This is a genomic window from Mycobacterium sp. SMC-8 (assembly GCF_025263565.1).
GTDB lineage: Bacteria > Actinomycetota > Actinomycetes > Mycobacteriales > Mycobacteriaceae > Mycobacterium.
The window spans coordinates 1,680,266-1,706,752 of the sequence record NZ_CP079865.1 but is presented as its reverse complement, the minus strand read 5'-3'; the positions used below and the strand labels follow the sequence as shown (position 1 = coordinate 1,706,752).

Annotated in this window: 27 protein-coding genes and 1 pseudogene; 10 read left to right on the top strand and 18 right to left on the bottom strand. The window is 69.3% G+C overall.

What is annotated here, in order from left to right; all coding sequences use genetic code 11:
- Window positions 1-95: 95 nt before the first annotated feature.
- From KXD97_RS08350 to KXD97_RS08340, 3 genes are read right to left on the bottom strand one after another with little or no spacing between them, the layout of a single operon-like run.
- Window positions 96-536, bottom strand: a complete 441-nt coding sequence (locus KXD97_RS08350; protein ID WP_260756264.1) for an SRPBCC family protein — start codon at window positions 534-536, stop codon at window positions 96-98.
- Window positions 520-1,287, bottom strand: coding sequence for a DUF72 domain-containing protein (locus tag KXD97_RS08345; protein ID WP_260756262.1), 768 nt, complete (start codon window positions 1,285-1,287; stop codon window positions 520-522). The genes KXD97_RS08350 and KXD97_RS08345 overlap by 17 nt, the downstream gene beginning before the upstream one ends.
- Window positions 1,288-1,317: 30 nt before the next feature.
- Window positions 1,318-1,992, bottom strand: coding sequence for a TetR/AcrR family transcriptional regulator (locus KXD97_RS08340; RefSeq protein WP_260756261.1), 675 nt, complete (start codon window positions 1,990-1,992; stop codon window positions 1,318-1,320).
- Between the two features lie 159 nt (window positions 1,993-2,151).
- Between KXD97_RS08340 and KXD97_RS08335 the strand changes: the two are divergent.
- Window positions 2,152-2,262, top strand: a pseudogene (locus KXD97_RS08335) (CAP domain-containing protein); the annotation flags it as partial.
- On the opposite strand, the gene KXD97_RS08330 reads toward KXD97_RS08335, so the two are convergent.
- From KXD97_RS08330 to KXD97_RS08315, 4 genes are all read right to left on the bottom strand, one after another.
- Window positions 2,247-2,633: a hypothetical protein gene (locus KXD97_RS08330; RefSeq protein WP_260756260.1), complete on the bottom strand. Its 387-nt coding sequence runs from the start codon at window positions 2,631-2,633 to the stop codon at window positions 2,247-2,249. The pseudogene KXD97_RS08335 and the gene KXD97_RS08330 overlap by 16 nt on opposite strands.
- A gap of 98 nt (window positions 2,634-2,731) precedes the next feature.
- Complete coding sequence (locus tag KXD97_RS08325; RefSeq protein WP_260756259.1) at window positions 2,732-3,511, bottom strand: ABC transporter ATP-binding protein; 780 nt, start codon at window positions 3,509-3,511, stop codon at window positions 2,732-2,734.
- Complete coding sequence (locus KXD97_RS08320; protein ID WP_260756258.1) at window positions 3,495-4,532, bottom strand: glycine betaine ABC transporter substrate-binding protein; 1,038 nt, start codon at window positions 4,530-4,532, stop codon at window positions 3,495-3,497. The genes KXD97_RS08325 and KXD97_RS08320 overlap by 17 nt, the downstream gene beginning before the upstream one ends.
- A gap of 6 nt (window positions 4,533-4,538) precedes the next feature.
- Window positions 4,539-5,408 carry an ABC transporter permease gene (locus KXD97_RS08315; protein WP_260756257.1) on the bottom strand — a complete coding sequence of 290 codons (870 nt, stop codon included), beginning with the start codon at window positions 5,406-5,408 and terminating at the stop codon, window positions 4,539-4,541.
- A gap of 206 nt (window positions 5,409-5,614) precedes the next feature.
- Here KXD97_RS08315 and KXD97_RS08310 point away from each other — a divergent pair, with 206 nt between their 5' ends.
- Both KXD97_RS08310 and pntB read left to right on the top strand, forming a co-directional pair.
- Complete coding sequence (locus KXD97_RS08310) at window positions 5,615-7,165, top strand: Re/Si-specific NAD(P)(+) transhydrogenase subunit alpha (protein ID WP_260756256.1); 1,551 nt, start codon at window positions 5,615-5,617, stop codon at window positions 7,163-7,165.
- 4 nt (window positions 7,166-7,169) lie between these two features.
- Entirely contained in the window at window positions 7,170-8,609 is a 1,440-nt protein-coding gene (gene pntB, locus KXD97_RS08305; RefSeq protein WP_260756255.1) for a Re/Si-specific NAD(P)(+) transhydrogenase subunit beta, read from the top strand.
- On the opposite strand, the gene KXD97_RS08300 is transcribed toward pntB, so the two are convergent.
- Entirely contained in the window at window positions 8,606-9,790 is a 1,185-nt protein-coding gene (locus tag KXD97_RS08300; RefSeq protein WP_260756254.1) for a sensor histidine kinase, read from the bottom strand. The two genes, pntB and KXD97_RS08300, sit on opposite strands and share 4 nt — an antisense overlap.
- Window positions 9,791-9,792: 2 nt before the next feature.
- Window positions 9,793-10,434, bottom strand: a complete 642-nt coding sequence (locus KXD97_RS08295; protein ID WP_260756253.1) for a response regulator transcription factor — start codon at window positions 10,432-10,434, stop codon at window positions 9,793-9,795.
- Between the two features lie 264 nt (window positions 10,435-10,698).
- Here KXD97_RS08295 and KXD97_RS08290 point away from each other — a divergent pair, with 264 nt between their 5' ends.
- Entirely contained in the window at window positions 10,699-11,667 is a 969-nt protein-coding gene (locus tag KXD97_RS08290) for a helix-turn-helix transcriptional regulator (RefSeq protein WP_260756252.1), read from the top strand.
- A gap of 3 nt (window positions 11,668-11,670) precedes the next feature.
- Here the strand turns inward: KXD97_RS08290 and KXD97_RS08285 are convergent, their stop codons facing one another.
- On the bottom strand, window positions 11,671-13,185 hold the full coding sequence (locus KXD97_RS08285) for an FAD-dependent oxidoreductase (RefSeq protein ID WP_260756251.1): 1,515 nt from the start codon (window positions 13,183-13,185) through the stop codon (window positions 11,671-11,673).
- A 106-nt stretch (window positions 13,186-13,291) separates the two neighbouring features.
- On the opposite strand from KXD97_RS08285, the gene KXD97_RS08280 reads away from it, so the two are divergent.
- The 3 genes from KXD97_RS08280 to KXD97_RS08270 all read left to right on the top strand — a co-directional run bounded on the left by KXD97_RS08280 (window position 13,292) and on the right by KXD97_RS08270 (window position 16,056).
- Window positions 13,292-13,954, top strand: a complete 663-nt coding sequence (locus tag KXD97_RS08280) for a phosphodiesterase (RefSeq protein ID WP_260756250.1) — start codon at window positions 13,292-13,294, stop codon at window positions 13,952-13,954.
- An 81-nt stretch (window positions 13,955-14,035) separates the two neighbouring features.
- Window positions 14,036-15,256: an acyl-CoA dehydrogenase family protein gene (locus tag KXD97_RS08275; RefSeq protein WP_260757884.1), complete on the top strand. Its 1,221-nt coding sequence runs from the start codon at window positions 14,036-14,038 to the stop codon at window positions 15,254-15,256.
- Window positions 15,256-16,056 carry a tyrosine-protein phosphatase gene (locus KXD97_RS08270; protein WP_260756249.1) on the top strand — a complete coding sequence of 267 codons (801 nt, stop codon included), beginning with the start codon at window positions 15,256-15,258 and terminating at the stop codon, window positions 16,054-16,056. The genes KXD97_RS08275 and KXD97_RS08270 overlap by 1 nt, the downstream gene beginning before the upstream one ends.
- Window positions 16,057-16,142: 86 nt before the next feature.
- On the opposite strand, the gene KXD97_RS08265 is transcribed toward KXD97_RS08270, so the two are convergent.
- The 8 genes from KXD97_RS08265 to KXD97_RS08230 form a co-directional block, all read right to left on the bottom strand.
- On the bottom strand, window positions 16,143-16,628 hold the full coding sequence (locus tag KXD97_RS08265) for a DUF456 domain-containing protein (protein WP_260756248.1): 486 nt from the start codon (window positions 16,626-16,628) through the stop codon (window positions 16,143-16,145).
- Between the two features lie 18 nt (window positions 16,629-16,646).
- Window positions 16,647-17,357 (bottom strand): methyltransferase domain-containing protein, encoded by a 711-nt coding sequence (locus KXD97_RS08260; RefSeq protein WP_260756247.1) that lies wholly within the window; start codon window positions 17,355-17,357, stop codon window positions 16,647-16,649.
- Between the two features lie 22 nt (window positions 17,358-17,379).
- Window positions 17,380-18,081, bottom strand: coding sequence for a haloacid dehalogenase type II (locus tag KXD97_RS08255; RefSeq protein ID WP_260756246.1), 702 nt, complete (start codon window positions 18,079-18,081; stop codon window positions 17,380-17,382).
- The gene (locus KXD97_RS08250; protein ID WP_260756245.1) at window positions 18,078-19,040 is read right to left on the bottom strand and encodes an NADPH:quinone oxidoreductase family protein; all 963 of its coding nucleotides are present in this window, start codon (window positions 19,038-19,040) and stop codon (window positions 18,078-18,080) included. The genes KXD97_RS08255 and KXD97_RS08250 overlap by 4 nt, the downstream gene beginning before the upstream one ends.
- 5 nt (window positions 19,041-19,045) lie before the next feature.
- Window positions 19,046-19,909: an SDR family oxidoreductase gene (locus KXD97_RS08245; protein ID WP_260756244.1), complete on the bottom strand. Its 864-nt coding sequence runs from the start codon at window positions 19,907-19,909 to the stop codon at window positions 19,046-19,048.
- A gap of 30 nt (window positions 19,910-19,939) precedes the next feature.
- Complete coding sequence (locus KXD97_RS08240; protein WP_260756243.1) at window positions 19,940-21,355, bottom strand: aldehyde dehydrogenase family protein; 1,416 nt, start codon at window positions 21,353-21,355, stop codon at window positions 19,940-19,942.
- 67 nt (window positions 21,356-21,422) lie between these two features.
- Window positions 21,423-22,352, bottom strand: a complete 930-nt coding sequence (locus KXD97_RS08235) for a class I SAM-dependent methyltransferase (RefSeq protein WP_260756242.1) — start codon at window positions 22,350-22,352, stop codon at window positions 21,423-21,425.
- 108 nt (window positions 22,353-22,460) lie between these two features.
- Window positions 22,461-23,096: a TetR/AcrR family transcriptional regulator gene (locus tag KXD97_RS08230; protein ID WP_260756241.1), complete on the bottom strand. Its 636-nt coding sequence runs from the start codon at window positions 23,094-23,096 to the stop codon at window positions 22,461-22,463.
- Window positions 23,097-23,263: 167 nt separating this feature from the next.
- On the opposite strand from KXD97_RS08230, the gene KXD97_RS08225 reads away from it, so the two are divergent.
- From KXD97_RS08225 to KXD97_RS08215, 3 genes are read left to right on the top strand one after another with little or no spacing between them, the layout of a single operon-like run.
- Complete coding sequence (locus KXD97_RS08225; RefSeq protein WP_260756240.1) at window positions 23,264-23,830, top strand: TetR/AcrR family transcriptional regulator; 567 nt, start codon at window positions 23,264-23,266, stop codon at window positions 23,828-23,830.
- Between the two features lie 52 nt (window positions 23,831-23,882).
- Entirely contained in the window at window positions 23,883-24,347 is a 465-nt protein-coding gene (locus tag KXD97_RS08220) for a hypothetical protein (protein ID WP_260757883.1), read from the top strand.
- Window positions 24,347-26,485 (top strand): FUSC family protein, encoded by a 2,139-nt coding sequence (locus KXD97_RS08215; protein WP_260756239.1) that lies wholly within the window; start codon window positions 24,347-24,349, stop codon window positions 26,483-26,485. The genes KXD97_RS08220 and KXD97_RS08215 overlap by 1 nt, the downstream gene beginning before the upstream one ends.
- The last annotated feature ends 2 nt before the right edge of the window (window positions 26,486-26,487 follow it).

Below are 26,487 nucleotides of genomic sequence, written 5' to 3'. Positions count from 1 at the left end.
GCGAAACTCAGCACAAGTGCGAGTGGACCTCTGAGAAAAGGAAACCTGGGACAGGTGTGGCCGCGGGTGGCGCGGTCCAGGTCGGGCCAGGCAGGCTAGGACGCCGCGAGTTGTTCGGCGCGCGCCTTCAGGTTGCCGGCCAGGTAGTCGAGCGCGTCTGCGATCACCTTCTTGACCATCGCGGCGGGGACGGCCATCTTCACCTCGACGTCGAGGTCGACGGTCAGCAGCGAGGTCGGCCCCATGGCCACCACCGAGAACCGCTGTTCCTGCTTGGAGAAGTGGTCGCCCTGCTGCAGCATCGTGTAGATCTGATTCTCGCCCGGGTAGTACACCGCGGTGATGAACGTGCCGGACTGGCCCTGCACCACCACGTCGAGGCGGAGCTGGCTCGGCCGCCCGTCGTTATAGCGGGCGAGCACCCAGCAGCCCTTGATCTCCTCGTTCCACTCCGGGTACTTCTCGAAGTCCGCGACGATCGCCATGATCGTCTCGGCCGCGGCCGCGACCTCGACTGTCTTACTCACCAACGGCATCGGCAGAGCATAGCGAGTTGGGCCGGCCCCTCAGCTCCGCCTTGAGGTCCCACGCGTTGCGCACCGCGTTGCCGCCGAGGTCGTTGTTGAAGTACACATACACGTCCCGGCCCTGGGCGTCCCACTCGGTGATCCGCTCGGCCCACCAGCGAAGGTCGGCAGGGCTGTAGGAACCGCCGTACATGTCGTTGGGATCCGGGCCGTGCAGGCGCACGTAGACGAACCTCGCGGTGGCCTTCAGGATGCATGGCAGCCCGGCCCCGCTCATCACCACATAGGCCGCGTCGTGCTTCTCGAGCAGTTCGTACACCGCCGGGTCGTCCCACGAGGGGTGCCGGAACTCCACGGCCACCGGGATCTGGCCGGGCATCGCGGCAAGGAAGTGCTCCAGCCGGGCGTCGTCACGCTCCAGCGCGGGATGCAACTGCACCAGCAGCGGCCCGGCGCGGTCACCGAGAGCTCGCCAGCCGCGCTCCAGCCGTTCGATCCACACCTCCGGTGACCGCAGCCGGCGCGCGTGGGTCAGTCCCCGCGCGGCCTTGACCGCCATCACGAAGCTCGGCGGCAGCTGATCGCGCCACCGCGTGAACTGCGCGTCTTGTGGCCAGCGGTAGAAGCTGCCGTTGAGTTCCACGGTGTCGAAGTGTGCGACGTACCGCTGAAGCCACCGCGTGGTCGGCAGCCCGGATTCGTAGAGCACGTTGCGCCAGTGGTTGTAGGCCCAGCCTGACGTGCCGATGCGGACGGTCACCAGCCCCGGGTACCCGCGATGGCGCAGTTGCTAGCTCGGTTCCTCGCCGAGCCGCACCCGCGCCGCGTCGATGTCGACACCCAGCGGCGACGCCTGGCGGACCGTCTCGTCGCGGATCAGCCCACGCAGCAGCGCGGTGCTGAACTCCACCGCGATCTCCTGCGCGGTCCGGCGGCCGTGCGGGCGCAGCCAGCGGTAGGAACCCAGCGTCATCCCGATATAGCCCAGGGCCAGGACATGGGAGTCGCAGTCGTAGAACTCGCCGCTGGCGATACCGCGGTCGATCACGTCCCGGACGTGCTCGTAGACCTGCGCCTCCTTCTCCCGGATGTACTCCACCTGTTCCTCGGTGAACCACTCGCTGATGTAGGGGCCCTCTTGGAAGTAGACGGCGGCGCGCTCGACGTCGCTGGCGATACCGACCAGCAGCCGGCGGGTGAAGTGATAAATCGTCTCGCGGGCCGACGCACTCGGGTCGTCGTGCAGCGCATCCACCGTGAAGTCGGCGGCGCCCTTATAGATGTCGTACAGGATCAGCGACTTGCTGGCGTAGTAGTGGTAGACCGTCGCCTTGTTCAGACCGACGGCGTCGGCGACGTCATCCATCCGGGTGCCGTGGTAGCCACGGGCCGCGAACAGCTTGGTGGCCACGGCCAGCAGTTCCTCGCGGCGGGACATCCCGTTGCTCGTGACGGATTCAGACATGGCGACTCACTATAGGCAGGCCGGACCGCCGCAGCGGTCTACTAACTGGTTGGTTCAGTTTAGGCCGAGGCTGTGTTCACACGGCCGCCCCGGGTCTAGACTCGAAACGCCGGGCCGCAGTGGCGTGGCCGAAGTGGCCGAAGTGATGGAGGTGGCGCGGTGGACCCGAATCCGGATTACGACGCGAGCGACGAGCTCGAATACGGCATCAACTGGTTCGCGTGGATCCTGCGCGGGGTGTATCCGCCACCGGCCTATCCCCCAGTCTGATCCACCTTCCGCGCCGACCGGCGCTCGTTGCGCCACGACCGCCCGAACTCCACGAGGTCGTGCGCCCGCTTGTTCACGACCTCCATCTCGGCCTTGCCGCGCTGCGTGGCCACCGATAATTTGCCGCGCAACTCGTCGCGCCAGTCGCGCGGCGGGGTCGGCTCGCAGTCCGGCGGCCACTGGATCAACGGCTCTTCGCCGCTGACCGCCAACGGCGCGCCCGGCCGGCTGTCCTCGCGGTAGCACTCTCCGCACTTGCGGCAGCGCACCTCGTAGCGCACGACGTTGCGATCCGACTCGATGAAGACGTAATCCGCCACCGCGACGCATCGCGGACATCTGGCGAGTCCGCGTTCGACCACCCTGCTCACATCGACATCGTGCGTGGCCCAACACAACCGACGCACCTCTAATTCGATGTCGATGCGCGATCGGTGCCGTTTCGAGATATGCCACTCGGGATACGCGGTTAAGCCGCGGCCGCCTTGACCGCCCGGCCCACCTCCGCGCGCAGTTCACCGTATTCGGGGGAGCGCCGCAGTTCGTCGGCGTCGACCCCGGTCCGCGGCAGGTCCACCGGAATGTCCAGAGCCACCCGGCCCGGCCTGCGCGTCAGCACGACGATCCGGGAACCGAGGAACGCCGCCTCGTCGGCGCTGTGGGTGACGAACACCGTCGTCCGCCCCGACTCGGCGCTGACCTGACGCACGTCCTCTTGCAACCGTTCCCGCGTCAGCGCGTCCAGCGCGGCGAACGGTTCGTCGAGCAGGAACAGAGGCGTCTCCGCGGCGAGAGCCCGCGCGATCGCGACGCGCTGCTGCTGCCCGCCGCTGATCTCCCAGATCCTCCGACCCGCGGTGCCGCCGAGGCCGACGCGCTCGAGAAGCTCCTCACGGCGCTCGGTCCGCTTGTCCCGCGGCACTTTTGCGTACTTGAGCGCCAGGTCGACGTTGCCGCCGACGGTGCGCCACGGGAACAGCCGGGGCTGCTGGAACACCACGCCCGCCGTCACTCCCGGCGTAGGCTGCGCACCGGCCACCCGCACCGACCCTTGACTGGGCGGCTCGAAGCCGGCCAGCAGTCGCAGCAGCGTGCTCTTCCCACAGCCGGAGGCGCCGACGAGCACCAGGAACGATCCCGGGTCGACGGTCAGGTCAACCGGCCCGAGCGCGGTGACCCCGTCCCGTCCGCTGCCGTAGCGATGCCAGACCGACGTGATCTGAATCGCGCCGTCACTGGTTGAGGACATCCGGCAGGCCCTTGGTGTAGATGGCTTCCTGGAACGTCTTCAGCGGTGCGGCGGCCGGGATCTGCTTCTGCTCGGCCAGGAACTGCGACGCGCTCTGGAGGTTGACCGCAATGTTGCCCGGGTTCCCTTCGGCCCCAAGCCATTCCGCGGAGGCGAGCTCGTCGGGGGTCAGGAACACGCCCTGCTTGATCTGGCCGGCGGTTTCCTCGGGGGTCAGGCCGATTTCCGCGGAGACCGCCTTTGCCGCGGCGTCGGGGTCGTTCTTGATCAGATCGAGCGCGCGGGCCTCCTGCCGGCGCCAGATGTCGACGACGTCGGGATGCGCCTGCGCGAACACCTTGGACACCACACCGAGGTCGAGCGTCGGCTTTCCGGCCTTGGCGAGCTGCCGGCTGGTGATCAGGTCGTTGCCGGTCGTGCGCAGCTCGTCCAGGGTCGGCAGCCACGTGTACGCGGCGTCGATGTCGCCGCGCTCCCACGCGGCGAGGATGGCCTGCGGTTGCAGGTCGATCAATTGAACATCGTTGGCGGACAGCCCGTTCTGGTCGAGTGCGGCCAACAGGCTGTAGTGCGCGGTGGACGCGAACGGGGTCCCGACGCGCTTGCCCCTCAGCTGGGCGATCGTGTCAATGCCGGAACCGTTGCGCGCCACCAGAGCTTCGTTGTCACCGGCCACGTCGAGGACGAACGCCACCTGGTACGGGATGTTCAGCGGTGCGGAAAGCCCCCGGGCCACCGGGCTGGACCCCAGCGCACCGAAGTCCAGTTCGTCGGCGATGAACGCGGTGTTGACGTCGGCGCCGGAGTCGAACTTCGTCCACTTGATGTTGTAGTCCGGCAACGCCTCTTCGAGCCACCTGCTGTTCTTGACGATCAGGTCGCCGCTCGGGAACGTCTGGTAGCCGATCCGGATGGTGGGGTTGTCGGGGTCACTCGCGTCCTGCCCCTGACCGCTCACCGAGCAGCCCGCAAGCACCAGCACAGCCGAGACAAGCACCACCACAGCAGCTTTGAGTTTCATTTTCTATTAGACCTTTCCTCTCCAGGGAACAGCGCGCCCCTCGACGGCGCGCAGCACACCGTCGATCACCAGACCGGAGAACCCGATGGCGAAGATCCCGACCAGCACCACGGGGGTGTTGTTGTAATTGCTTGCGTCTTTGACCAATCCGCCGACTCCGGGGATGCCGTTGAACAGTTCGGCGGCCACCACCGACGAGTAGGCCATGCCGACGGCGAGCCGGATCCCGGTGAACGTCTCGGGCAGCGCTGACGGGACCACGACGTCGCGGATGACCTGGCGCCGGGATGCCCCCAAAGCCCTTGCGGCTTCCTGTAATCCGACGGGGGCCGCAACGACGGCGGCCGTGGTCGCGACGGCGGCGGGCGGCAGCGCGGCGAGCGCGAGCAGCGTGATCTTCGGCGCCTCGTCGATGCCGAGCCAGATGACGAGCAGGAAGAAGTAGGCCAGCGGCGGCAGCGCCCGCAGGAAGGTCAACCACGGCTCCAGCACGCTGCGGACCCAGCTGACGGAGCCCATGACCAGACCCAGCAGCACACCGAGCACGACGCCGATGACGACGCCGGCGAGCACGCGGCGCAACGTCATGTACAGGTGCTCCCACAGCAGGTAGCCGGCGTAGCCGCGGACTCCGTCATGCGTCGTCGACACGTCGATGAACGCCTTCCACACCGTCGCCGGGTACGGCACGAAGGTCTGGCTCCAGATCTCGCTGGCCGCGGCGAGTTGCCACAGCACACCGAACACCGCGACGGACAGCAGCGGCAGCACCGCGCGGGTGAGGCGACCGCGCCGGCGGCTCCCGCCCGGGCGGGCGTCGGTACCCGGGGCCGGGGCGACGGCGTCCTCGGGTGCTAGATCGACGAAAACGGACACCGGCAGACATTGACGGATGCGTCACGATCGGGGAATGGCTGCGCTCACGACGAGTGAAATTCTGGCGCCCCCGCCGACGGGGGTGCAGGCCGCGGTGCGGGCTCTCCTACACTGACAGCTTTATCCGTCCAACGAAGGACGGTGCCGGAGTGCGCACCAGCGTTCCGTCCACACACCCGGACAAAGCTTAGATCGGATCGATATCGATGATCATCGGGATACCGAGAGAGTCACTGCTCGGAGAGACGCGTGTCGCCGCGACCCCGCAGACGGTGGGGCAACTCATCAAGCTCGGCTACGAGGTGGTCGTGGAGTCCGGCGCGGGTGCTGCGGCGAGCTTCTCCGATGACGCGTACGCCGAGGCCGGGGCGGGAATCGTCGAGTCGACGTATCAGGTGCTGTCGTCTGACGTCGTGCTGAAGGTCAACGCGCCGACCCCGGCCGAGATCGCCGGGCTGCGCGACGGCGCGACGCTGATCAGCCTGATCTCCCCGGCGCTGAAGCCCGAGCTGCTCGAACAGCTGGCCACCCGGCCGGTCACCGTGCTGGCCATGGACGCGGTGCCGCGCATCTCGCGGGCCCAGTCGCTGGACGTGCTGTCCTCGATGGCCAACATCGCCGGGTACCGCGCCGTGGTCGAGGCCGCCCACCGGTTCGGCCGGTTCTTCACCGGTCAGGTGACCGCGGCGGGCAAGGTGCCGCCGGCCAAGGTGCTCGTCGTCGGCGCCGGCGTGGCAGGTCTGGCCGCGATCGGGGCCGCGGGCAGCCTCGGCGCGATCGTGCGGGCCACCGACCCGCGTCCGGAGGTGGCCGACCAGGTCGCCTCGCTGGGCGGGGAGTACCTGGCCGTGGACCCGGCGGCGGCCGAGGTGTCGGCCACCGGCTACGCCAAGGAGATGGGCGAGGACTACAAGGCCCGCGAGGCGGCGCTGTACGCCGAGCAGTCCAAGGACGTCGACATCATCATCACCACCGCGCTGATCCCGGGTAGGCCGGCGCCGCGCATCATCACCGCCGAGATGGTCGCGTCGATGAAGCCTGGCAGCGTGATCGTCGACATGGCTGCGGCCAACGGCGGCAATGTGGAGGGCACCGTCAAGGATCAGGCGATCGTGACCGACAACGGCGTGACCATCATCGGCTACACCGACCTCGCCGGGCGGCTGCCGGCCCAGGCGTCCCAGCTCTACGGCACCAACCTGGTGAACCTGCTCAAGCTGCTGACCCCGAACAAGGACGGCCGGCTCGACCTGGACTTCGACGACGTGGTCCAGCGTTCGGTGACGGTGGTGCGCGACGGCGCCATCACCTGGCCGCCGCCCCCGGTGCAGGTCTCGGCCGCGCCCGCGGCCGCCATCCCCGCCGCCCCGGTTGAACAGAAACCGGCCAAGAAGCCGATGACGGCCGGACGCCGGCTGGGGCTGACGTTCGCCGTCGCGGCGGCGGTGTTCGCGCTCATCGCACTGTCCCCGGCGGCGCTGCAGGTGCACCTGACGGTGTTCGCGCTGGCGATCGTGATCGGCTACTACGTGATCGGCAACGTCCACCACGCCCTGCACACCCCGCTGATGTCGGTGACCAACGCGATCTCCGGGATCATCGTCGTCGGCGCGCTGTTGCAGATCGGGCACGACCTGGACTCCGGTGGCGCGCTGATCACCGGGTTGGCCTTCGTCGCGATCCTGCTGGCCAGCATCAACATCTTCGGCGGCTTCGCGGTGACACGCCGCATGCTGGCGATGTTCTCGAGGAGCTAGAACCATGTTCACCCTGGAAACCGCCGCCACCGCCGCGTACGTCGTCGCGGCCCTGCTGTTCATCCTGGCCCTGGCCGGGCTGTCCAAGCACGAGACCGCCCGGGCGGGAATCACTTTCGGCATCGTCGGGATGACCGTGGCGCTGATCGCGACCATCGCCCTGGCGATCGCCCGCCATATCGAGCCGCTCGGCCTGGGCCTGCTGGTCGTCGCGATGGCCATCGGCGCCGCGATCGGGCTGTGGCGGGCCAAGCTCGTGGAAATGACCGGCATGCCCGAATTGATCGCCCTGCTGCACAGTTTCGTCGGTCTGGCCGCCGTGGTGGTCGGCTGGAACGGTTATCTGCACGTGGAGGCCGACCCGGGCGGCGCCGAAGCCGCGCAACTGGCAGGCGAAGGCATGCTGGGCATCCACTCCGGTGAGGTCGTCATCGGTGTGTTCATCGGCGCGGTGACGTTCACCGGATCCATCGTGGCCAACCTGAAGCTGTCCGCGCGGATGAAATCCGCGCCGATGATGCTGCCCGGCAAGAACCTGCTCAACGTCGGCGCGCTGGTGGTGTTCTTCGCGCTCACCGTGTGGTTCGTCATCGACCCGCAGCTGTGGCTGCTGATCGTGGTGACCGTGCTGGCGCTGCTGCTGGGCTGGCATCTGGTGGCCTCGATCGGCGGCGGCGACATGCCGGTCGTGGTGTCGATGCTCAACAGCTACTCGGGGTGGGCCGCGGCCGCGGCCGGCTTCCTGCTCGGCAACGACCTGCTGATCGTCACCGGTGCGCTGGTCGGCTCCTCGGGTGCCTACCTGTCCTACATCATGTGCAAGGCGATGAACCGCTCGTTCATCTCGGTGATCGCAGGCGGTTTCGGCATCGAGGCAGGGCCGGCCGAGGACAAGGATTACGGAGAGCACCGCGAGATCACCGCCGAGGGTGCGGCCGAACTGCTCGCCTCGGCCGACTCGGTGATCATCACCCCCGGCTACGGCATGGCCGTCGCCCAAGCCCAGTACGGTGTCGCCGAGCTGACCCGCAAACTGCGCGATCGCGGCGTCAACGTCCGGTTCGGCATCCATCCCGTCGCCGGCCGGCTGCCCGGTCACATGAACGTGCTGCTGGCCGAGGCCAAGGTGCCCTACGACATCGTGCTGGAGATGGACGAGATCAACGACGACTTCGACGGCACCTCCGTGGTGCTCGTCATCGGCGCCAACGACACCGTCAACCCGGCCGCCTCGGAGGACCCGGGCAGCCCCATCGCCGGCATGCCGGTGCTGACGGTCTGGAACGCCGACAACGTCATCGTGTTCAAGCGGTCGATGGCGTCGGGCTACGCCGGCGTGCAGAACCCGCTGTTCTTCCGCGAGAACACCCAGATGCTGTTCGGCGATGCCAAGGACCGCGTCGACGCCATCAACGCGGCGTTGTCGGTCACCGAACGGGTCTAGCGCTCCGGCGGCGAGGTCGCCGTCACCTCGGTGCCCGTCCCGGGATTCGAGGTGACGCGCATCGCCCCGCCCATCGCGTCGAACCGGGCCAGCAGCGAGCCCAGCCCGATATGGCCCTGCGCCAACGACTTCCCGACTGTGTCGGGGTCGAACCCGCGGCCGTCGTCGGCGACGGTGAGCACGACGCGGTCGCCGCGCCGGCACAGGCCGACGCGCACCGTGGTGGCGCCGGCGTGCTTGCCGACGTTGGTCAGGAGTTCGCGGGCAGCCCGGTACATCAGGGCCTGTGACTGCGGTGTGCCGACCTCCTCGAGCACGGCGAGTACCTCGATGTCGTGACGGGACTGGAACTGCCGCAACAGCTCTCGCACACCCGCGGTCAGTCCCAGCTGCGCCAGCACCTGCGGGTGCAGTTCGGTCACCGTCGACCGCAGGCCGGTCGCGGTCTGCTGCAGGGCTTCGTACACGGTGTCCAGCGCCGGGTCGGGATGGCGTTCCCTGGCCTCGTCAAGCTCCAACCGTGCCGCGAGCAGTGTCTGCAGCGGTCCGTCGTGCAGGTGCTCGGCCACCTCGCGGCTGTGCCGCTCGTCCGACTCCATCGCCTCCGAGACCAGCTGGACACGCATCTGCTGCAACGCTTTCAGCCGCACCGCCCGCCGGGCCAGCACGAAGCTCAGCGCCGTCGTCGCCACCGCCATCCACACCATGAACCCGAAATGGGTGTAGACCATGTTCGGCAACCCGACGGTGTCGTCGCGCTTGGAGTAGAAGATCCACACCGTCAGATAGCCGAGCGCGGTGATCGCGCCGATGACCGCGCTCAGGGCCGGCCGGTCCTGGAACGCGACCGAGATGGGCAGCAGAAAGAACACCGGCAGCAGCGCGGCCGTCGCGCCGCCCGAGACCAGGCACAGCGCGATGATGACGAGCAGATCCACCGCGGTGGACGCCCAATCGGCCCAGCGGGGCACCGGTCCCCGCGACACGGCGACCAGCCAGGCGACCGCGACGGCCGCGTAGCCGCCGAGGATCACCGCGTACAGCTGCGGGAGCCAGTGGTCCACCTCCCAGATCCACACCAGCACCCCGATCAGCGCGATCAGCGGCAGCCGCAGCACCGCCGACACACGCACCGGCTCGCTGGTCAGGTAGTCCCGCCAGGAGCTCCACAGGCCGGTCATGGTCAGTCCAGCAGCTTGCGCCGCATGGCCTCGGCGACAGCCGCCGCCCGATCGCTGACGCCGAGCTTCTCGTAGAGACGCTGCACATGCGTCTTGACCGTCGACGGGGCCAGGAAGAGCTCCTTGGCCATGGCCGGGATGCTGCTGCCCGCGGCGATCAGCGCCAGCACCTCACGTTCCCGCGGGCTCAGCACCGGCCCGTCGGGCTCCGCGCGCCGGCGGATCTCCCCGGCGAGCCCGGCCGTGAGCGCGGGAGCGACGACGTCGCGGCCCTCGGCGCAGTCCAGCACCGCATTGACCAGTTCGCTGCGCGTGGACTCCTTGGGCAGGAACCCGGCGGCCCCGTCCTGCAGAGCCCGGTAGACGATGGCCGACTCGTCGTGCGCCGAGAGCAGCAGCACACGCGTGACCAGCCGGTCACGCACCACGGCCGCGGCCACCTCGGCGCCGTCCATGCCGGGCATCCGGTAGTCCAGCAGCGCGACCTCGGGCCGGTGCTCGCGGATCGCGGCCAGCGCGGTGGTCCCGTCGTCGGCCTCGGCGACCACGTCGATCGACCCGCTCGACTGCAGCGCCCGCACCACCCCGTCGCGGAACATCGGGTGGTCGTCACCGACCACCACGCGCACCCTCTGCCCGGTCATCGCCCCACCATGCGCACAGCTTCGCACAGCAAAGGTCCGCCGATGCGGCGTTCCTCGTCGGTGTGATCCCGTTGCGCGATACGCTCGGCGATGTCGACGAGCTTGGTGTTCGATTACCGGGACATCCTGCGCAGCACGTCGAAGGCCCTCTTCCGGATAGGCGGGCTACGTAACCAGGCTTTCCGCGACCATTCCGCTATGCTGGCCCAAGCCGGGGGGCGAAGCCACCGCCCCGTAGTACACCGCGAGTTGCGGGGTAGCAGCATGCAGACAGCGACTTCACACCAGGCTCTTCACTTCGAAGGTCACACGCTCGAGGCCACCGAAGACTTTCTGGTACGTGCGTACACGAAGATGTCCATCACTGCCGGAGAGGGTGAGCGGGCCGCGGCCCGCATCGACCGGCGCTGGCTCGGACCGGTCAACTACGACGAGCTTCGGCTCGACTTCCACATGTCCTACGACGCCGCCCCGCTGGGCAAGATCTGCCTGTGCCGGGTGCACGAAGGCTGTATCGAGGAAGACTTCATCGGGGAACCGCAGGACGTCTTCGCGCCGGGTGACGTCACGCTGCTCTCCCCGCCTGAGCTCCCGTATTCGGGCCGGGTCTGCGAAGCGACCTACGACCTGACGATGTTCGACACCACGCTGCTGGACCGGGTCGCCGCGCCGGAGCGCGGCCGGGCCGCCGCCCCCCTGCGCCTCCTCGACCACCGCCCGGTCTCGGCGCAGGCGGAGCAACAGCTCAACGCCGCCATCGAGTTCGTGCGCACCGTAGTGCATTCCGACGGTCCGGAACCGACGCGCCTCGTGGCGTCGACCACCGCGTCCATGCTCGCGGCCACAGTGCTCGCGGCGTTCCCGACTAACGCCGCCACCGAGCCCACGTCAGCTGACCGCAACGAAGCCAAACCGCCGCTGGTGCGGCGGGCGGCGTCGTACATCGAGAGCAACGCCGACAGCGACATCGCGCTGGCCGACATCGCCGAGAGCATCCACGTGACGCCGCGGGCGTTGCAGTACATGTTTCGCCGGCACCTGGACATGACCCCGATGGAGTATGTGCGGAGGGTGCGCATGGATCACGCGCACCGCGAGCTCGTCAAAGCCGACCCGGGTGACACCACGGTCCAGATCGTCGCGGCGCGTTGGGGATTCGCGCACACCGGGCGCTTCGCATCGATGTACCGGGAAGCCTACGGGCGCAACCCGTCCGACACGCTGCGCGCGTGACGGCTAGCCGGCGGTCAGGCCGCGGGTGGCCGGACCCTCCAGCAGCGCGCCGTCGGGGGCGAACCGCGATCCGTGCAGCGGGCACTCCCAGGCGCAGTCCGAGTCGTTCCATCGCACGATGCCGCCCAGGTGCGGGCAGACGGGCAAGACCGTGCGCTGCACGCCGTCGACCACGCTGATCGCCCGTCGGCGCCACGGCGGCCCGGTGACCACCCCCTCGCCTTCGGCCGGCCTCATGTCATGGCCGCCCAGCGGGTGGACCCAGCCGTTGGCCAGGTGCAATCCGACCTTGAGGTTCAGTTGCACCGCCGTCGAGATGCCGCGCAGCTCGTGGGCCCGCCAGCTCGCGAATGCCTGTGCCCAGTCCATCCGGCCGCCGAGGATCCGCGCCGACAGCGCGAGTGCCGCCGCGACCCCGTTGGTCATCCCCCATTTGTCGAAACCCGTTGCCACCAGCACACTGTCGTGTCCGGGCAGGATCGGCCCGACGAAGGGGATCTCGTCGTCGGGGTGATAGTCCTGCGCCGACCAGTAGTGCGTCTGCACCGCACCGGGGTAATGCAGCGCGGCCCAGTGCGCCAGCTCCTCGACCGCCTTCTTCGGGCTGTCGGCGCGACCCACCGTGTGTCCGGCGCCGCCGACGATCAGCTTGTCGCCGGACGGCCGCGGCGCGTACCGCACCGAGCGGGTCGGACTGTCCACCGCGATGTACATCGCCGTGGTGATGTCACCCGGCACGTCGAACGCCAGGCAGTAGGAGCGCTCCGGCTCGACGCGCGCGAAGAACATGCCGCGGTCCAGAATCGGTATTCCGGTCGCGAGCACACAGTGCCCGGCGGCGACGACGAACTGCTGATCGCGCGAGTCCTGTTCGATCTCGCTGAGCCGCAATCGAACTCGCACCGGACCGGTACCGGCGACGGAGGTGACACGCACGCCCTGCAGCAGGGTGCCGCCGTGTCTCTCCAGTTCGGTGACCAAGCTGCCCAGGTAAGGAATCGGGTCGATCTGCGCCTGCTCGCGAACCCGCACCCCGCCGCGGAACGGAAACGGCACGTCGGCCTCGTCGACCCACTGCGCGTCGACACCGGCCTCCCGGCACGCGGCGAGAATGTCACGGGCGGTACCGATCCCAGATTCGGCCTGCGCGTAGGCGTGATCGTCCTGGCGCTGGTAGGCCAGCCCGTGGTCGTCGTGGTAGCGGACCAGCCAGTCCCGGCCCTCGGCGTTGCCGGTGACGTAGGCGTTCAGCACATCGGCGCCGTGCTTGGACCCGATCCTGGCCAGTTTGCTGCCCTGCAGCACGCTGACCTTGCCGGTGGTGTTGCCCGTCGCGCACGCCCCGACGCGGCGCGCCTCGACCACCACCACCTTCTTGCCGGCCCTCGCGAGCAGCACGGCGGTGGTCAGGCCGGTGATCCCGGCGCCGACGACCACTACGTCGGCGGCGCGCACCCGCGCCACTTCATCCGGGCTGGAAGGGCTTTCGATCCGGTCTTCGGTCCACAGCGAGGACATGGCGCGCGGTTTACCCGGTCCGCCCCTGCTCAAACGCCGCGTGTTTGTCCGTCACCATCGCCGCAGGCACGCGTTTCATCGGCCCGGGAGCGGGCAGACAGGACGCATGGCTCTCTCAGACCTGACCACACTGCCGCTCAAAGCGGGGGCGGCGCTGCGTGACAAGCGCGTGTTCCATCCCACCGGGGTGCTCTGCGGCGGCACCGTGACCCGTCTGGCGCCCGCCGGCGAAGGCCTGCCGCTGGTCTCCGGTGACGTGATCGGGCGCGTCTCCAAGGGTGCCGGGACGCCCGGGGCGCTGCCGGACTTCGCGGGCCTGGCCTGGCGGATGCTCGCCGATGCGGACGGCCCGTGGGACGTGCTCACGGTGTCGTCGGCGGCCCGGGTCGCGCTGCGGCCCGTCGCGTCGTGGCCTGCGGCGCCGTACTCGACGCTGATGCCGCTCGGCTACCGCGGCGGCGTGTTCTGGTTGCGCGCTCAGCTGCGCACGCCGCCCGACGGCGACGGCCTGTCTCTGTCCGCGATCAGCGACCGTGTCCGCACCGGCACCATCGAGTTCGACGTCGAACAGGCGCATGGCACAGGACCTTTCGCCAATCTGGCGAGGCTGACGTTCGACCGCGAGCTGCGGGCCGGCGATCCGGGATGCGATCAGCCCTTCGATCCGACGGTCCGCAGCGGCACCGAGATCAGCCTGCTGCCGCGCTGGCTCACCTCGCTGCGCCGCGCCGCGTACCGCAACAGCCGACAGGGGCGCGGGGCCGAATGACGGCGGTTCTGGCGTCGTCCTGATCAGGCGGTGGACCTCGCGATTTACCCGTGTCATATCGTGGCCGTCATGGACTTCGCGATGTCAGCCAAGGCGCAGGATTACCACGACCGGTTGACCGGCTTCATGACCGAACTCGTGTTCCCGGCCGAGGAGTCCTACCACCGCTACCGCGCCGAGGCCGGCCCCGACGACCACACCGTCCCGCCGGTGGTCGAGGACCTCAAGAAGGAAGCCAAGCAGCGCGGGCTGTGGAACCTGTTCCTGCCCTCGGAGTCCGGGCTGTCGAACCTGGAGTACGCGCCGCTGGCCGAGTTGACCGGCTGGAGCATGGAAATCGCGCCCGAGGCCACCAACTGCGCCGCCCCCGACACCGGGAACATGGAGACCCTGCACCTGTTCGCCACCGAGGAGCAGCGCAAGCAGTGGCTCGAGCCGTTGCTGGCCGGTGAGATCCGCAGCGCGTTCGCGATGACCGAACCGGCGGTGGCCTCCAGCGACGCGCGCAACATCGAGACGACCATGCTCCGCGACGGCGACGACTACGTCATCAACGGCCGCAAGTGGTGGATCACCGGCGCCGCGGATCCGCGCTGCAAGATCCTGATCGTGATGGGCCGCACCAACCCCGACGGGCCCAGCCACCGTCAGCAGTCGATGATCCTGGTCCCGGCCGACACCCCGGGGGTGGACATCCAGCGCTCGCTACCGGTGTTCGGCTGGCAGGACCAGCACGGGCACTGCGAGATCGTGTTCGACAACGTGCGGGTGCCGGCGTCGAACCTGCTCGACGAGGAAGGCTCCGGGTTCGCGATCGCGCAGGCCCGTCTCGGGCCGGGCCGTATCCACCACTGCATGCGCGCCATCGGCGCAGCCGAGCGGGCACTCGCGCTGATGGTCGACCGCGTGCAGAAGCGGGTCGCGTTCGGCAAGCCGCTGGCCGAACAGGGTGTGGTGCGTGAGGCGATCGCGAAGTCGCGCAACGAGATCGAGCAGACCCGGCTGCTGTGCCACAAAGCGGCCTGGACCATCGACCAGCACGGCAACAAGAGCAAGGACGCCCAGCTGCTGGTCGCGCAGATCAAGGCCGTCGCACCGCAGATGGCCTGCGACGTGATCGACCGCGCCATCCAGGTGCACGGCGGCGCCGGGGTGTGCGACGACTTCCCGCTGGCCCGGCTGTACAGCTGGCACCGCGCAATGCGGCTGTTCGACGGGCCCGACGAGGTGCACATGCGCACGATCGCGCGCGCCGAGCTCGGCAAGGAGAAGTCCCCTCTGGCGCGGGCGGTGACGCAGTAGTGCCCTTCTCCGGCGGTGAGCTCTCGGGCGCCTGGAACTTCCGGGACGTCTCGGAGCAGACCGGTATCGCACCGGGGCGCTTCTTCCGCGCCAGTGAGCTCTCCAAGCTCGACGACACCGGCCGTGAAGCGCTCGCGGGCTTCGGTGTCACCGACGTCGCGGATCTGCGGACGTCGCGGGAGCTGGAGCGGCACGGCCCGGGCCTGGTGCCCGCGGGCGTGGAGATCCATCACCTGCCGTTCGTCGAGACCATGGCCGCCGACGGGGAGTCCCCGCACGAGCACGCGTTCCAGCGGATGATGACCGACAAGCCTGACGACGAGCCCGTCGCCGAGGCCGCGGCCCGGTACATGACCGAGGAGTACGGGCGGATCGCGGCGGCGCCGCTGGCGCGCCGCGCGGTGCACCGCGTGGTGACGCTGCTCGGCTCCGACCGCGCCGTGCTCGCGCACTGCTTCGCCGGCAAGGACCGCACCGGTTTCACCATCGCGGTGGTGCTGGAGGCCGCCGGTGTCGACCGCGACGCGATCATGGCCGACTACCTGCGCAGCAATGTCGCGGTGCCGCAGTTGCGGGAGAGCATCCTCGAATCGGTGCGGGCGCGGGCGGCCGAGGCCCCCGAGATCATGCAGTTGGCCGAGGCCCGCCTGACCGACGCGGTGCTCGGCGTGCGCGAGCAGTACCTCGACACCGCCCGGCGCACGATCGATGCCGAATTCGGCTCGCTGGCACGCTATCTGGAAGCCGCCGGATTGACCGACGACGACGTCCGCCGGCTCCGCACTGCCCTGCACGGCTGAGCCCGACCCCCGACTTCCGCCGAAATCGCATTCCACGCGGTCTTCAAGGCGGTTTGGGCCGCGTGGAATGCGATTTCGGCGGTGAGCTACCCGGTCAGCAGGACCCCGACGACCCACGCCACCGTAGCCAGGAGCGCGCCGGTGAGCTCGACCCCGACCGACAGCGCCACGCCCTTGACCGCGTGCCAGGTCGACGCCCACGCCCGCGTCACGTCGCGCCGGATTCCCATCTCCGCGGCGAAAACCCCGAGCACGAAACCGATCAGCAGACCGATCACCGGAATCACGAAAAACCCGACGACGCCGGCGATGCCCCCGACGACGAGCACCGAGGTGCGCACGTCGGCGCGCCGCATGCGCTTGACGGGCCAGGTGTACTTGATCACCTGGGACGCGACGAACAGCGCGGCCGCGACACCGAACACCGCCCAGGAGACCGTGCTGTTCACCACGAACGCCCACACCGCGATCGCGCCGATCACCAGGATCCCGCCGGGCAGAATCGGCACCACGATGCCGACCAGGCCGACGGCGATCGCCAGCGCGACGAGGACGAGGCCGCCGGTGCTCATGCCGGCGAGCCTACGTGGTCACGGTTTGCGGCCCCGGACCCATTGCACGGTGCCGATGGTTTTGGTGCGCACACCGACCACACCGAGGCCTTCGAGGGTGTCGCCGAGCTCGTCGTCGCCGAAGACGTGCGCGCCCGCGTTGGGCAGGTAGCGCAGCAGGTTCGCCGCCGGGCCGGCCGTGGGCACCATGACGGCCATCCGCCGCCCGGGCCGCAGCACCCGGACCATCTCGGTCAGCGCCACCGCGGGGTCGGGGATCAGCTGCAGCATCGCGATCGACACCACCGCGTCGAACGACTCGTCCCGGAACGGCAGATGTTGCGCGTCGGCGCGCAGGAAGCCGACGTTCGGCCCGGCCTCGGCGGCCACCGCCCGCGCCAGCATCGGTTCGGAAATGTCCACGCCGAGGGCCAGACCGCCGGGGCCGACGGCGCGGCCCAGCGCGGCGGTGACATTGCCCGGGCCGCTGCCGACGTCGAGCGCGGTGCCCCCGACGGGGATGTTCAGCCACTCGGTCGGTTCGTGCCAGGCCGTCATCAGCCGCCGCATGACCGTCTGGGCGTTGTCGTAGAACAGCGACCCCAGCTGCGACGCCCACAGCGCCTGGATCGCGCCGCGGTTCTTCTCCTGCCCGTCGCCGAGCAGGTCCAGATACCCTCTGCTCACATCGGGATGCTCCGGCGGATCGATCAACAGCCGCTCGGCCATGCGCAACGCGGATTCAGTCATGTCACCACGGTACGCCCGCCGCTCATGCGCCCAGCTTCTCCGCCAGGTCCAGGAAATCGTCTGCTGTGACGTCGAATTCGCAGGCGGCCGGGCGATCCGGCGTACGGTCGGGACCCCGTTCGAGCGGCCGGTGCACATACGCCGTCGCCAGCCCTGCATCACGCGCGGCGCGTAGATCGGACGGGTGCGCGGCGACGAGCATCAGTTCGCCGGGCCCCACATCGAGGATCTCGGCGCAGCCCAGGTAGGCCTGCCGGTCGGGCTTGTAGTGCCGGAAGATCTCGGCCGACAGCACGCAGTCCCACGGCAGCCCGGCGTGTCTGGCCATGTTCGTCAGCAGCGACACGTTGCCGTTCGACAGCGTGGTGATGACGAAGCGCCGCTTCAGCCGCATCAGGCCCGCCACGGAGTCCGGCCACGGATCCAGCCGGTGCCAGGCCCGGTTGAGCTCGTCGATCTCGTTGTCGCTCACCGTGATCCCGGCACCGGCGAGCAACTCGACGAGGCGGCCGCGGTGCAGGTCGTCCAGGCGGGTCCACGGCAACTCGCCAGTGCGCACCCGGTCCATCGCCGGCGCGTAGCCGGCCCGCCAGTCGTCGGCGAACCGCTGCCAGTCCGCCGACACACCGTTGCGGCACCCGAACTCGGCGAGTTCGGAGATGACGCTGGAGCGCCAGTCCACAACGGTGCCGAACACGTCGAAGGCCAGCGCGCGAATACTCACGGCTCCAGGACGAGCTTCCCGTTGACCGCCCCGTCGGCGAAGGCCTGTAGCGCCGCCACCCCGTCCGAGAGCGGAAACCGCACCGGCTCAGGCGGTTTGAGGCCGTTGTCGACCAACCCCGCCAATGCGGCACCGACCTCGGCCTGCGCTCCGGGGGTGCGGTTGACGAATTCGCCCCACCCGACGCCGACCACACTGACATTGCGCAGTAGCAACCGGTTGACCTTGACCGTCGGGATGCCGCCGGCGGCGAAGCCGATCACCAGCAGCCGGCCCTCGGTGGCCAGCGCGCGCACGGCATCGTCGAACGCGTGCCCGCCGATCGGGTCCACCACCAGGTCGACGCCCCGGCCACCAGTCTCGGCCTTGACCGCCTCGAGCCACCCGTCGGTCAGCGGCAGCACCACGTCGGCGCCCAGGGACTCCACAAACCCGGCCGCCGACGGGCGGTGCACCATCGCGATCACCCTTGCGCCCAACGCTTTCGCGATCTGCACCGACGCCGTCCCGATCCCGCCACCGGAACCGAGCACCAGCACGGTCTCACCGGCCTGCAGCCCGCCGCGCCGGTGCAGCGCGAAATACATCGTGTAGTAGTTGCCCAGCAGGCACACCGCCGACCCGTCGTCGAGCGCTGCGTTGGTCGGCACCACGCTGCCCACCGGCACCGCGACCTGCTCGGCCCACGCGCCCAGCAGGCTGAACGCCGAGACCCGCTGCCCGGCAACCAAACCCGAATCCTCCGGGGCCGACCGCACCGTGCCCGCGACCTCGAGGCCCGGCACGAACGGCGCCGGAACCTTCATCTGGTACTCACCGCGCAGCATCAGCAGGTCGGGGAAGCAGACGCCGGCGGCACCGACGTCGAGGACGACGGCATCGCCGCCGCGCACCTCCTCGACGTCGGTGTACGCCAGCCCCGCCGGACCTGTCAGCTCCTGTGCGACAAGCGCTTTCACTACTGTCAGCCGAGGCTGAAGGTTGCTCGCTCGGCTGCCGACAGATCGGTGATCTCGCCCCACTTGGCGGCGACATCGTCGACCGACGGCACCTCGGTGAACGTCACGCCGCTGTTCTGGAACAGCGCCACCCGCTGCACCTTGCCGCCGCCGACGATGAACACCGAGGCGGTGTCCGGCACCTCTTCGGTGCACAGGTAGGACACGATCGGCGCCACATATTCGGGGGTCAGCTTCTCGAACACTTCAGGCGGCAGGATGTCCTGCGTCATCCGCGTCGCGGCGATCGGCGCGATCGCGTTGGCCTTGATGTTGTACTTCGCGCCCTCCTGGGCCAGCGTGTTGATCAGGCCGACCAGACCGAGCTTGGCGGCACCGTAGTTGGCCTGCCCGAAGTTGCCGAACAGCCCGCTGGTCGACGTCGCGACCACGACGCGGCCGAAGCCGTTCTCGCGGAAGTGCGGCCACGCGGCGCGGATCACGTTGTATCCGCCGTACAGATGCACTTTGAGCACGGCGTCCCAGTTGCCGAACTCCATCTTGTGGAAGGTGCCGTCGCGCAGGATGCCCGCGTTGGAGACCACACCGTCGACCTTGCCGAATTCGTCGACGGCGGTCTTGATGATGTTGGCCGCCCCCTCGGGCTCGGCGACGGAGTCGTAGTTCGCCACCGCGCGGCCACCGGCGTCCTTGATCTCCTTGACCACCTCGTCGGCCATGGCCGACCCGGATCCGGTACCGTCGCGCGCGCCGCCGAGGTCGTTGACGACCACGCTGGCGCCCTCGCGAGCGAGCGTCAGTGCGTACTCGCGGCCGAGGCCACCTCCGGCACCCGTGACGACGATGACACGATCCTGCACTCCTGGCACTGATGTTCCTCTCTTAGGGGTTCGACCGGCTTAGAACAGCTTGCGCGCCAGCTTCCACGCCTTCTCTGTATACGGGGGGTAGATCATGGCGCCGAGGTCGGGTCGGGTCGGCTTGGTCAGCACCGACTTGCGGTGGCTGAACTCCTCGAAGCCGAACTTGCCGTGGTAGGCGCCCAGACCGGACGGTCCGACGCCGCCGAACGGCAGCTTGTGGGTGGCGAAGTGGAAGATCAGATGGTTCACCACCATGCCGCCGGCCGGCACCTCCTTGATCACCCGCTCGCGCACCGCCTTGGCCTTGGTGAACAGGTATGCGGCCAAGGGCTTCGGCCTGGAGTTGACGAAAGAGATTGCCTCGTCAAGGTTCTGCACGGTCACCACGGGCAGGATCGGGCCGAAGATCTCGTCGGTCATCAGCGGCTCGGCCGGATCGGGGTCGACCACGACGGTGGGTGCGATCTTCAGGGCTGCCGCGTCGGAGCCGCCGCCGACGGCGACCCTGCCCTTGGTGGCGGCCAGCGCGCTGGAAAGCCGGTTGAAGTGGCGCTCGTTGACGATCTTCTTGCCGTCGGCGTTGCCCGCCTCGAACGTGTCGATGGCCGCGCGGATGCCGTCGACGAGCTTGTCGCGGATCGGGGCCTCGGCCAGCACGTAGTCCGGTGCGATGCAGATCTGGCCCGAGTTGATCAGCTTGGTCCAGGCGATGCGCTTGGCGGCGACCTCGATGTCGGCGTCGGCGGCCACGATCACCGGGCTCTTGCCGCCGAGCTCGAGGGTGACCGGGGTGAGGTGGGCGGCGGCGGCCTCGTACACGCGGCGGCCCACCTCGGTGCCTCCGGTGAAGATCAGGTGGTCGAAGCCCTGCGCGATCAGCTCCTGGCTGACCGCGCCGTCCCCCTCCACGACGGCGATCGCGTCGTTGTCCATGTAGCGCGGCACCAGTTCGGCCATCAGCGCCGACGACGCCGGTGCGACTTCAGACGGCTTGAGCACCGCAGTGTTTCCGGCGGCGATGGCCCCGACGGCGGGGCCGAGGGTGAGTGCGAACGGGAAGTTCCATGCCCCGATGATCAGCACGGTGCCGTAGGGCTCGTACTCGACCCAGCCGCGGCCGGGCAGCTGGGACATCTCCAGCAAGCGGTAACGCCGTTTCATCCACTTGCCGACGTTCTTGGCCGCGTAGGCGGCTTCACCGGCGGTGCTGGCGATGTCGGCGAGCCACGCCTCGAACGGCGCGCGGCCCAAATCCTTCTCCAGTGCTTCGGCGATCGCGCCCTCGTTCTCGGTCATCAGCCGTTCGAGCGCGTGCAGCTGCTCCTTGCGCCACTGCACGCTGCGGGTGCGGCCGGTGGCGAACGTGGCCCGCAGCTTGCTGACGACGGCGGGGATGTCGGTACTGGTCACGGCGGCGGCGGCCTGCGCGGGTACGACGGATTCGGTGGTCATGACGGGTCCCTTCCTGACCTGGGGGAGTACCCGCATCGTAACCAACCACCCGGTTGGTGAACAGGTGTCAGGTTCGCACCGCGGTGGTGAACGTCGAGAAGGACTGCTCGTCGCTGTCGGCGATCTCGACCAGACGGTCCAGCCGCCGCATCTCGTCCTGCGAGGGCACCTCCCGGGCCGTCCAACCGTGCGCGGTCAGCCATTCGGCGACATTCGCACGGTCGGGATCCTCATAGGTGAGCTCGGTGATGTCCATGGGCTCGACGTCGATCTGGGCGGTGATGGCCGCGAAACGGTTCCGCATCCGTTCCCGGCGCTCCTGGGCGTGAACGCCCATGGATTCCGCGGCGACCCGGCTTCCCGGCGCGCTCATGTCGGTGATCTGCGCGAACAGCCGGTCCTGCGCGTCGGCCGGCAGGTACATCAGCAGACCTTCGGCGAGCCACGCGGTGGGCCGGCCCGGATCGAAGCCGGCGTCGGTGAGCGCGGCCGGCCAGTCCTGCCGCAGATCGATCGGCACCTCACGGCGGTCGGCGGTGGGCTGCACGCCGTGCGCGGCCAGGGTCGAGGTCTTGTACTGGAGGACCAGCGGCTGGTCGATCTCGTAGACCACGGTGCCGGCCGGCCACGGAAGCCGGAACGCGCGCGAATCCAGGCCGGAGGCGAGGATGACGATCTGGCGGATGCCGGCGTCGACCGCGGCGGTGAAGAACGCGTCGAAGAAGTGCGTCCGCACCGCCTGATAGTTCTTCATGTGCTCGAACAGCGTCCCGATCTCGGGATCGGACTCGGTGACCCTGCCGACGAAGTCGTCGTCGGCGATGTACTGCCAGGACCCGGCGCCGGCTCCGGCCACCAGGATCTCGGCGTACGGATCGGTGATGAGGGCGTCCCGGCGTTCGGTCTCGGCCGCTCGCGCGGCGGCAACCATGACGGCGGTGGCCCCGACGCTGGACGCGATGTCCCAGGTGTCGTTGTCGGTGCGGAGTGAACTCATGACAGCGCTCTTTCGCTCGGACGAGGCATTACATTGCAAGCCTAACTAAGCGACTCGCGTCAAACCGGCGCCCGCACCACATTCACAGGGAACATTCAGAAGGGAAGGTTATTCGCTGAGATTCCACAACTTGTTGGCCAGCAGCAGCTCCAGCTTGTGCACCACGGCGCCCAGTTCGCTGCGGTCGCCGACGAACCCGGCATAGAAGCCCATCCCCCACACCACCGCGACCAGCATCTCGACCAGGTGGTTGACGTCGGTGTCGGTGCTCAGCTCGCCGCGCGCCACCGCGTCGTTGACCGCCCACGACACGAAGTCACGGGAGTTCTTCAGCGAATCGTGTTCGTCATTGCTGAGTTCGGGGTGACGCTGCGATTCCAGCACCGAGGTCACGAGGAAAGCCGCCGCCGATCGGTCCTCGGCGTCGGCCTGGGTGGCCACCGACACGAACGCCGACAGCCGCCCGATCAGCGTGGTCTGTTCGTGCGCCCGGGCGATGCCTGCGCTGACGATCGAGGCGTTGGTCTGCTCGACCACCTCACCCCATAAAACCCGTTTGCTGGCGAAGTAGTGATTAATGGCTGGACGCGTGAGATCCGCACGGATCGCTATGGCTTGGAACGTCGCGGCGTCGTAGCCGAGTTCGCTGAACACCTCGCGGGCGGCATGCAGGATGCGCTCCCGAGTTTCAGCGGCCTTCGCTGCGGGAGGACGTCCTGGACCTCGACTAGCCGTATACGGCACGGTCAAATTGTGCCACACGTCACCTGGGCCCCGGTGACACGTCCTCGACCCGTTACCCGAGGGTGACCTGACAGCAAACTCCGACGCCAGAACCGCGGCCCACGGCGGGCTCGCGCACCGGCACGGGACTGTTCCCCATGCCGGGATGCGAACTAATGTTCTCCCTCATGGGGGCTGTGGCGTCGCGGGAGTCGTTCTTCGAGGCGGGGCTCGACGTGCTGTCCGACCTCGGGTACGGAGGTCTGAAGCTCGCGGCGGTGTGTGACCGGCTCGGTGTCACCACGGGCTCGTTCTATCACTACTTCTCAAACTGGCCCGCGTTCACACAGCAACTCGTTGCGCACTGGCATGAGGGCATGACGCTGGAGATCGTCGAGGCCGTCCGGCCCGAGACCGACCCGCGCCGCCGCATCGACCGGCTGATGGAAGCCGGCCTGACGCTGCCGCACGGCGCCGAAGCCGCCATCCGGGTGTGGAGTGCGGTGGCTCCGCAGGTGCGCGCGGTGCAGGAGGCCGTCGACCGGCAGCGCTTCGACGTGATGTACGACGCCGCGATGGAGATCCTGCACCAGCCGCGACAGGCGGAGTTGTTCGCCGCCTGGGCGGTGTATGTGCTGGTCGGGTACGAGCAAGCCACGCTGCCCCCGGATGTCACCGGGCTGGGCTGGATCGTCGGCCAGCTGAGCGAGGCGCTGGACTCCGGCCAGTTCTCCTCGGTGCCCGAACGTGAGTGAGACCGCCGCCGGCTCCGAGGTCGACGAGGTGCCGGTCGAGCACGTCGTCGCGATGCTGCGGGAGCGTCTCTACGGCGCGATCTCCTGCCTGGCGACGCTGGTCGTGCTGACGCGCTACACCGAGGACGACACCAGCGGGTGGGCCCGGATGCTCGACGTCGGGATCACGATGGGCGGGCTGTGGGCGGCCAGCCTGCTTGCCGACTGGGTCGCGCACATGAGCGTGCACGGGCAAAACCCGCGGGGCGTGCAGTTGTGGCGGATGCTGCAGGCGTCCGGACAGATCCTGCAGGCCGCGCTGCTTCCGCTGCTCGCCCTGGGTACCGCGGCGATCAACCTGTTGGACACCGACACCGCGATGTGGATCGCCAAGTGGATCCTGGTCGGCGAGCTGGGATTGATTGCGCTGCTGGGCGTCCGGCGGGCCCGGCTGCGCCTGTGGCAGCAGATCCTGACGGTGCTGGCGCTCACCGGCATCGGCCTGCTGGTGATCGGCATCAAGGTTCTCGCGCACTGATGGCCGCGGCGCTGCGTGACCGCGTCGCGCGGCGAATCGCCCAGCGCGATCCCGAAAACGACGCGCTGCGCCGGGCGCTGCGGGCGGCGGTGGTGGTGCCGGTGGCCGCCGGCCTGAGTTTCGTCGTCGCCGGCGACAACGCGCAGACCCCGCTGTTCACCATCTTCGGTTCCATCGCGCTGCTGGTGTTCTCCGATTTCCCGGGCAACCGGCAGAACCGGGCCGTGGCCTACGCCGGGCTGGGCTTCAACGGGTTCGTGCTGATCACTCTCGGCACGCTGGTCGCACCGCATCCGTGGCTATCGGTGGCCGCGATGTTCGCGGTCGGGGTGGCGGTCACGTTCTCCGGGGTGCTGAGCGAGACCATCGCGGCGGGGCAGCGGGCCACGCTGCTGACGTTCGTGCTGCCCGCGTGCACACCGCCGGGCCCGATCGGTGACCGTTTGCTCGGGTGGGCCATCGCGCTGGCGGTGTGCGTGCCGGCGGCGCTGTTCCTGTTCCCCCCGCGGCATCACGGTCAACTGCGGCGCCGGGCCGCGCGCGTGTGCAGCACCCTGGCCGACCGCATCGACGGTTCCGCGTCGGCCGACGACGTCGCGCGGGCGATGGACGCTCTGCGCCGGACCTTCCTCGGCGCCGACTTCCGGCCGGTCGGCCTGACGGCGGGCAGCCGCGCCCTGGTCCGCGTCGTCGACGACCTCGAGTGGGTGGCCGACCGCGTCGGGCAGAGCACCGGGGTCACGCTGCGCGACCGGGACGCGGTGGTCCACGTGCTGCGGTGCGCCGCCGCGGTGTTGCGGATCGCCCGACCGGCCGACCGGGACCGGGCCCGCGCCGACTTGGACGCCGCACTGACCACGCTGCGCACCGTGGCGCGCGGCCGCTGGCGGGAGGACCTGGACGCGATCCTGAGCGCGCCCGACGACGAGCAGGCCATCGAGATGGGCCGGAAACTGTTGCGCCGGCGCACCATCGCGGCCACGATCGGCGCCACCGGACGCATCATCGCCGCGGCGGCCGCCGCCGACGCCCGCCCGGTGTGGGCCCGCGCGCTGGGACGGCGGCTCCCACCCACCGGCGCCTCGGACCGGCTGCTTTCCGAGACCGTGGCCGCCGCGCAGATCACGTCGGGCTTCCTGGAGAACCGGTCGGTGGTGGTGCGCAACAGCCTGCGCACCGGGCTCGGCCTGGCCCTGGCGGTGGCGGTCACCCACGTGTTCCCCGTCGAGCACGGTTTCTGGGTGGTGCTGGGCGCGCTGTCGGTGCTGCGCAGCAGCGCGCTGACCACCGGCACGCGGGTGTGGCGCGCGGTGTTCGGCACCGGCATCGGCTTCCTGCTGGGCGCTGCGCTGATCAGCCTGGTCGGCGTCGAGCCGGTGGTGTTGTGGATGCTGTTGCCGCTGGTCGTGTTCGGGTCGGCGTACGTGCCCGAGATCGCGTCGTTCACCGCGGCGCAGGCTGCGTTCACGATGATGGTGCTGATCTCGTTCAACCTGATCGTGCCGACCGGGTGGCAGGTCGGGCTGATCCGGGTCGAGGACGTCGTCGTGGGAGCCCTTGTCGGCGTGGCGGTGTCACTGCTGATGTGGCCGCGGGGCGCCACCGCGTCGGTGACCAGGGCCATCGACTCCGCCCGCGCGGTGTTCGCCGGCTATCTGCGGGCGACGGTCCTGCGGATCACCCGCGGCGCGTTCGAGGAACGCACCGACGAGGTCGCGACGCTGGGCCACAACGCCCTCGACGCATCGAGGGTCATCGACGACGCTGTGCGACACTACCTTTCGGAAAGCAGCGGGGAGACCGACTTCCGGGCGCCGATCGTGCGGTCCTTCAACCGGGCGATCCGGCTGCGCGGGGCCGCCGACCTGGTCGCCGACATCCCGACTCCCCCGCCGCTGGGCGCGTATCCGAAGGTGCGGGCGGTGCTGGAGGAGCACACCGAGGCGATCTGCGCGCGGGTCGCCGGACGTGACGCGGACCGGCCGCAGGCGCCGATCAGCGACGACTTCGTGCGGGCCCTGCGCGCGGAAGCCCGCGATGACGACCTCGGGGTGTCCGCGGCGCTGCCGCTGTTGACCGCGGCCGCCGCGTTGGGCGAGCTGGAACTCCTCTACCCCCAGCAGGCCCACGCCCAGTGAGG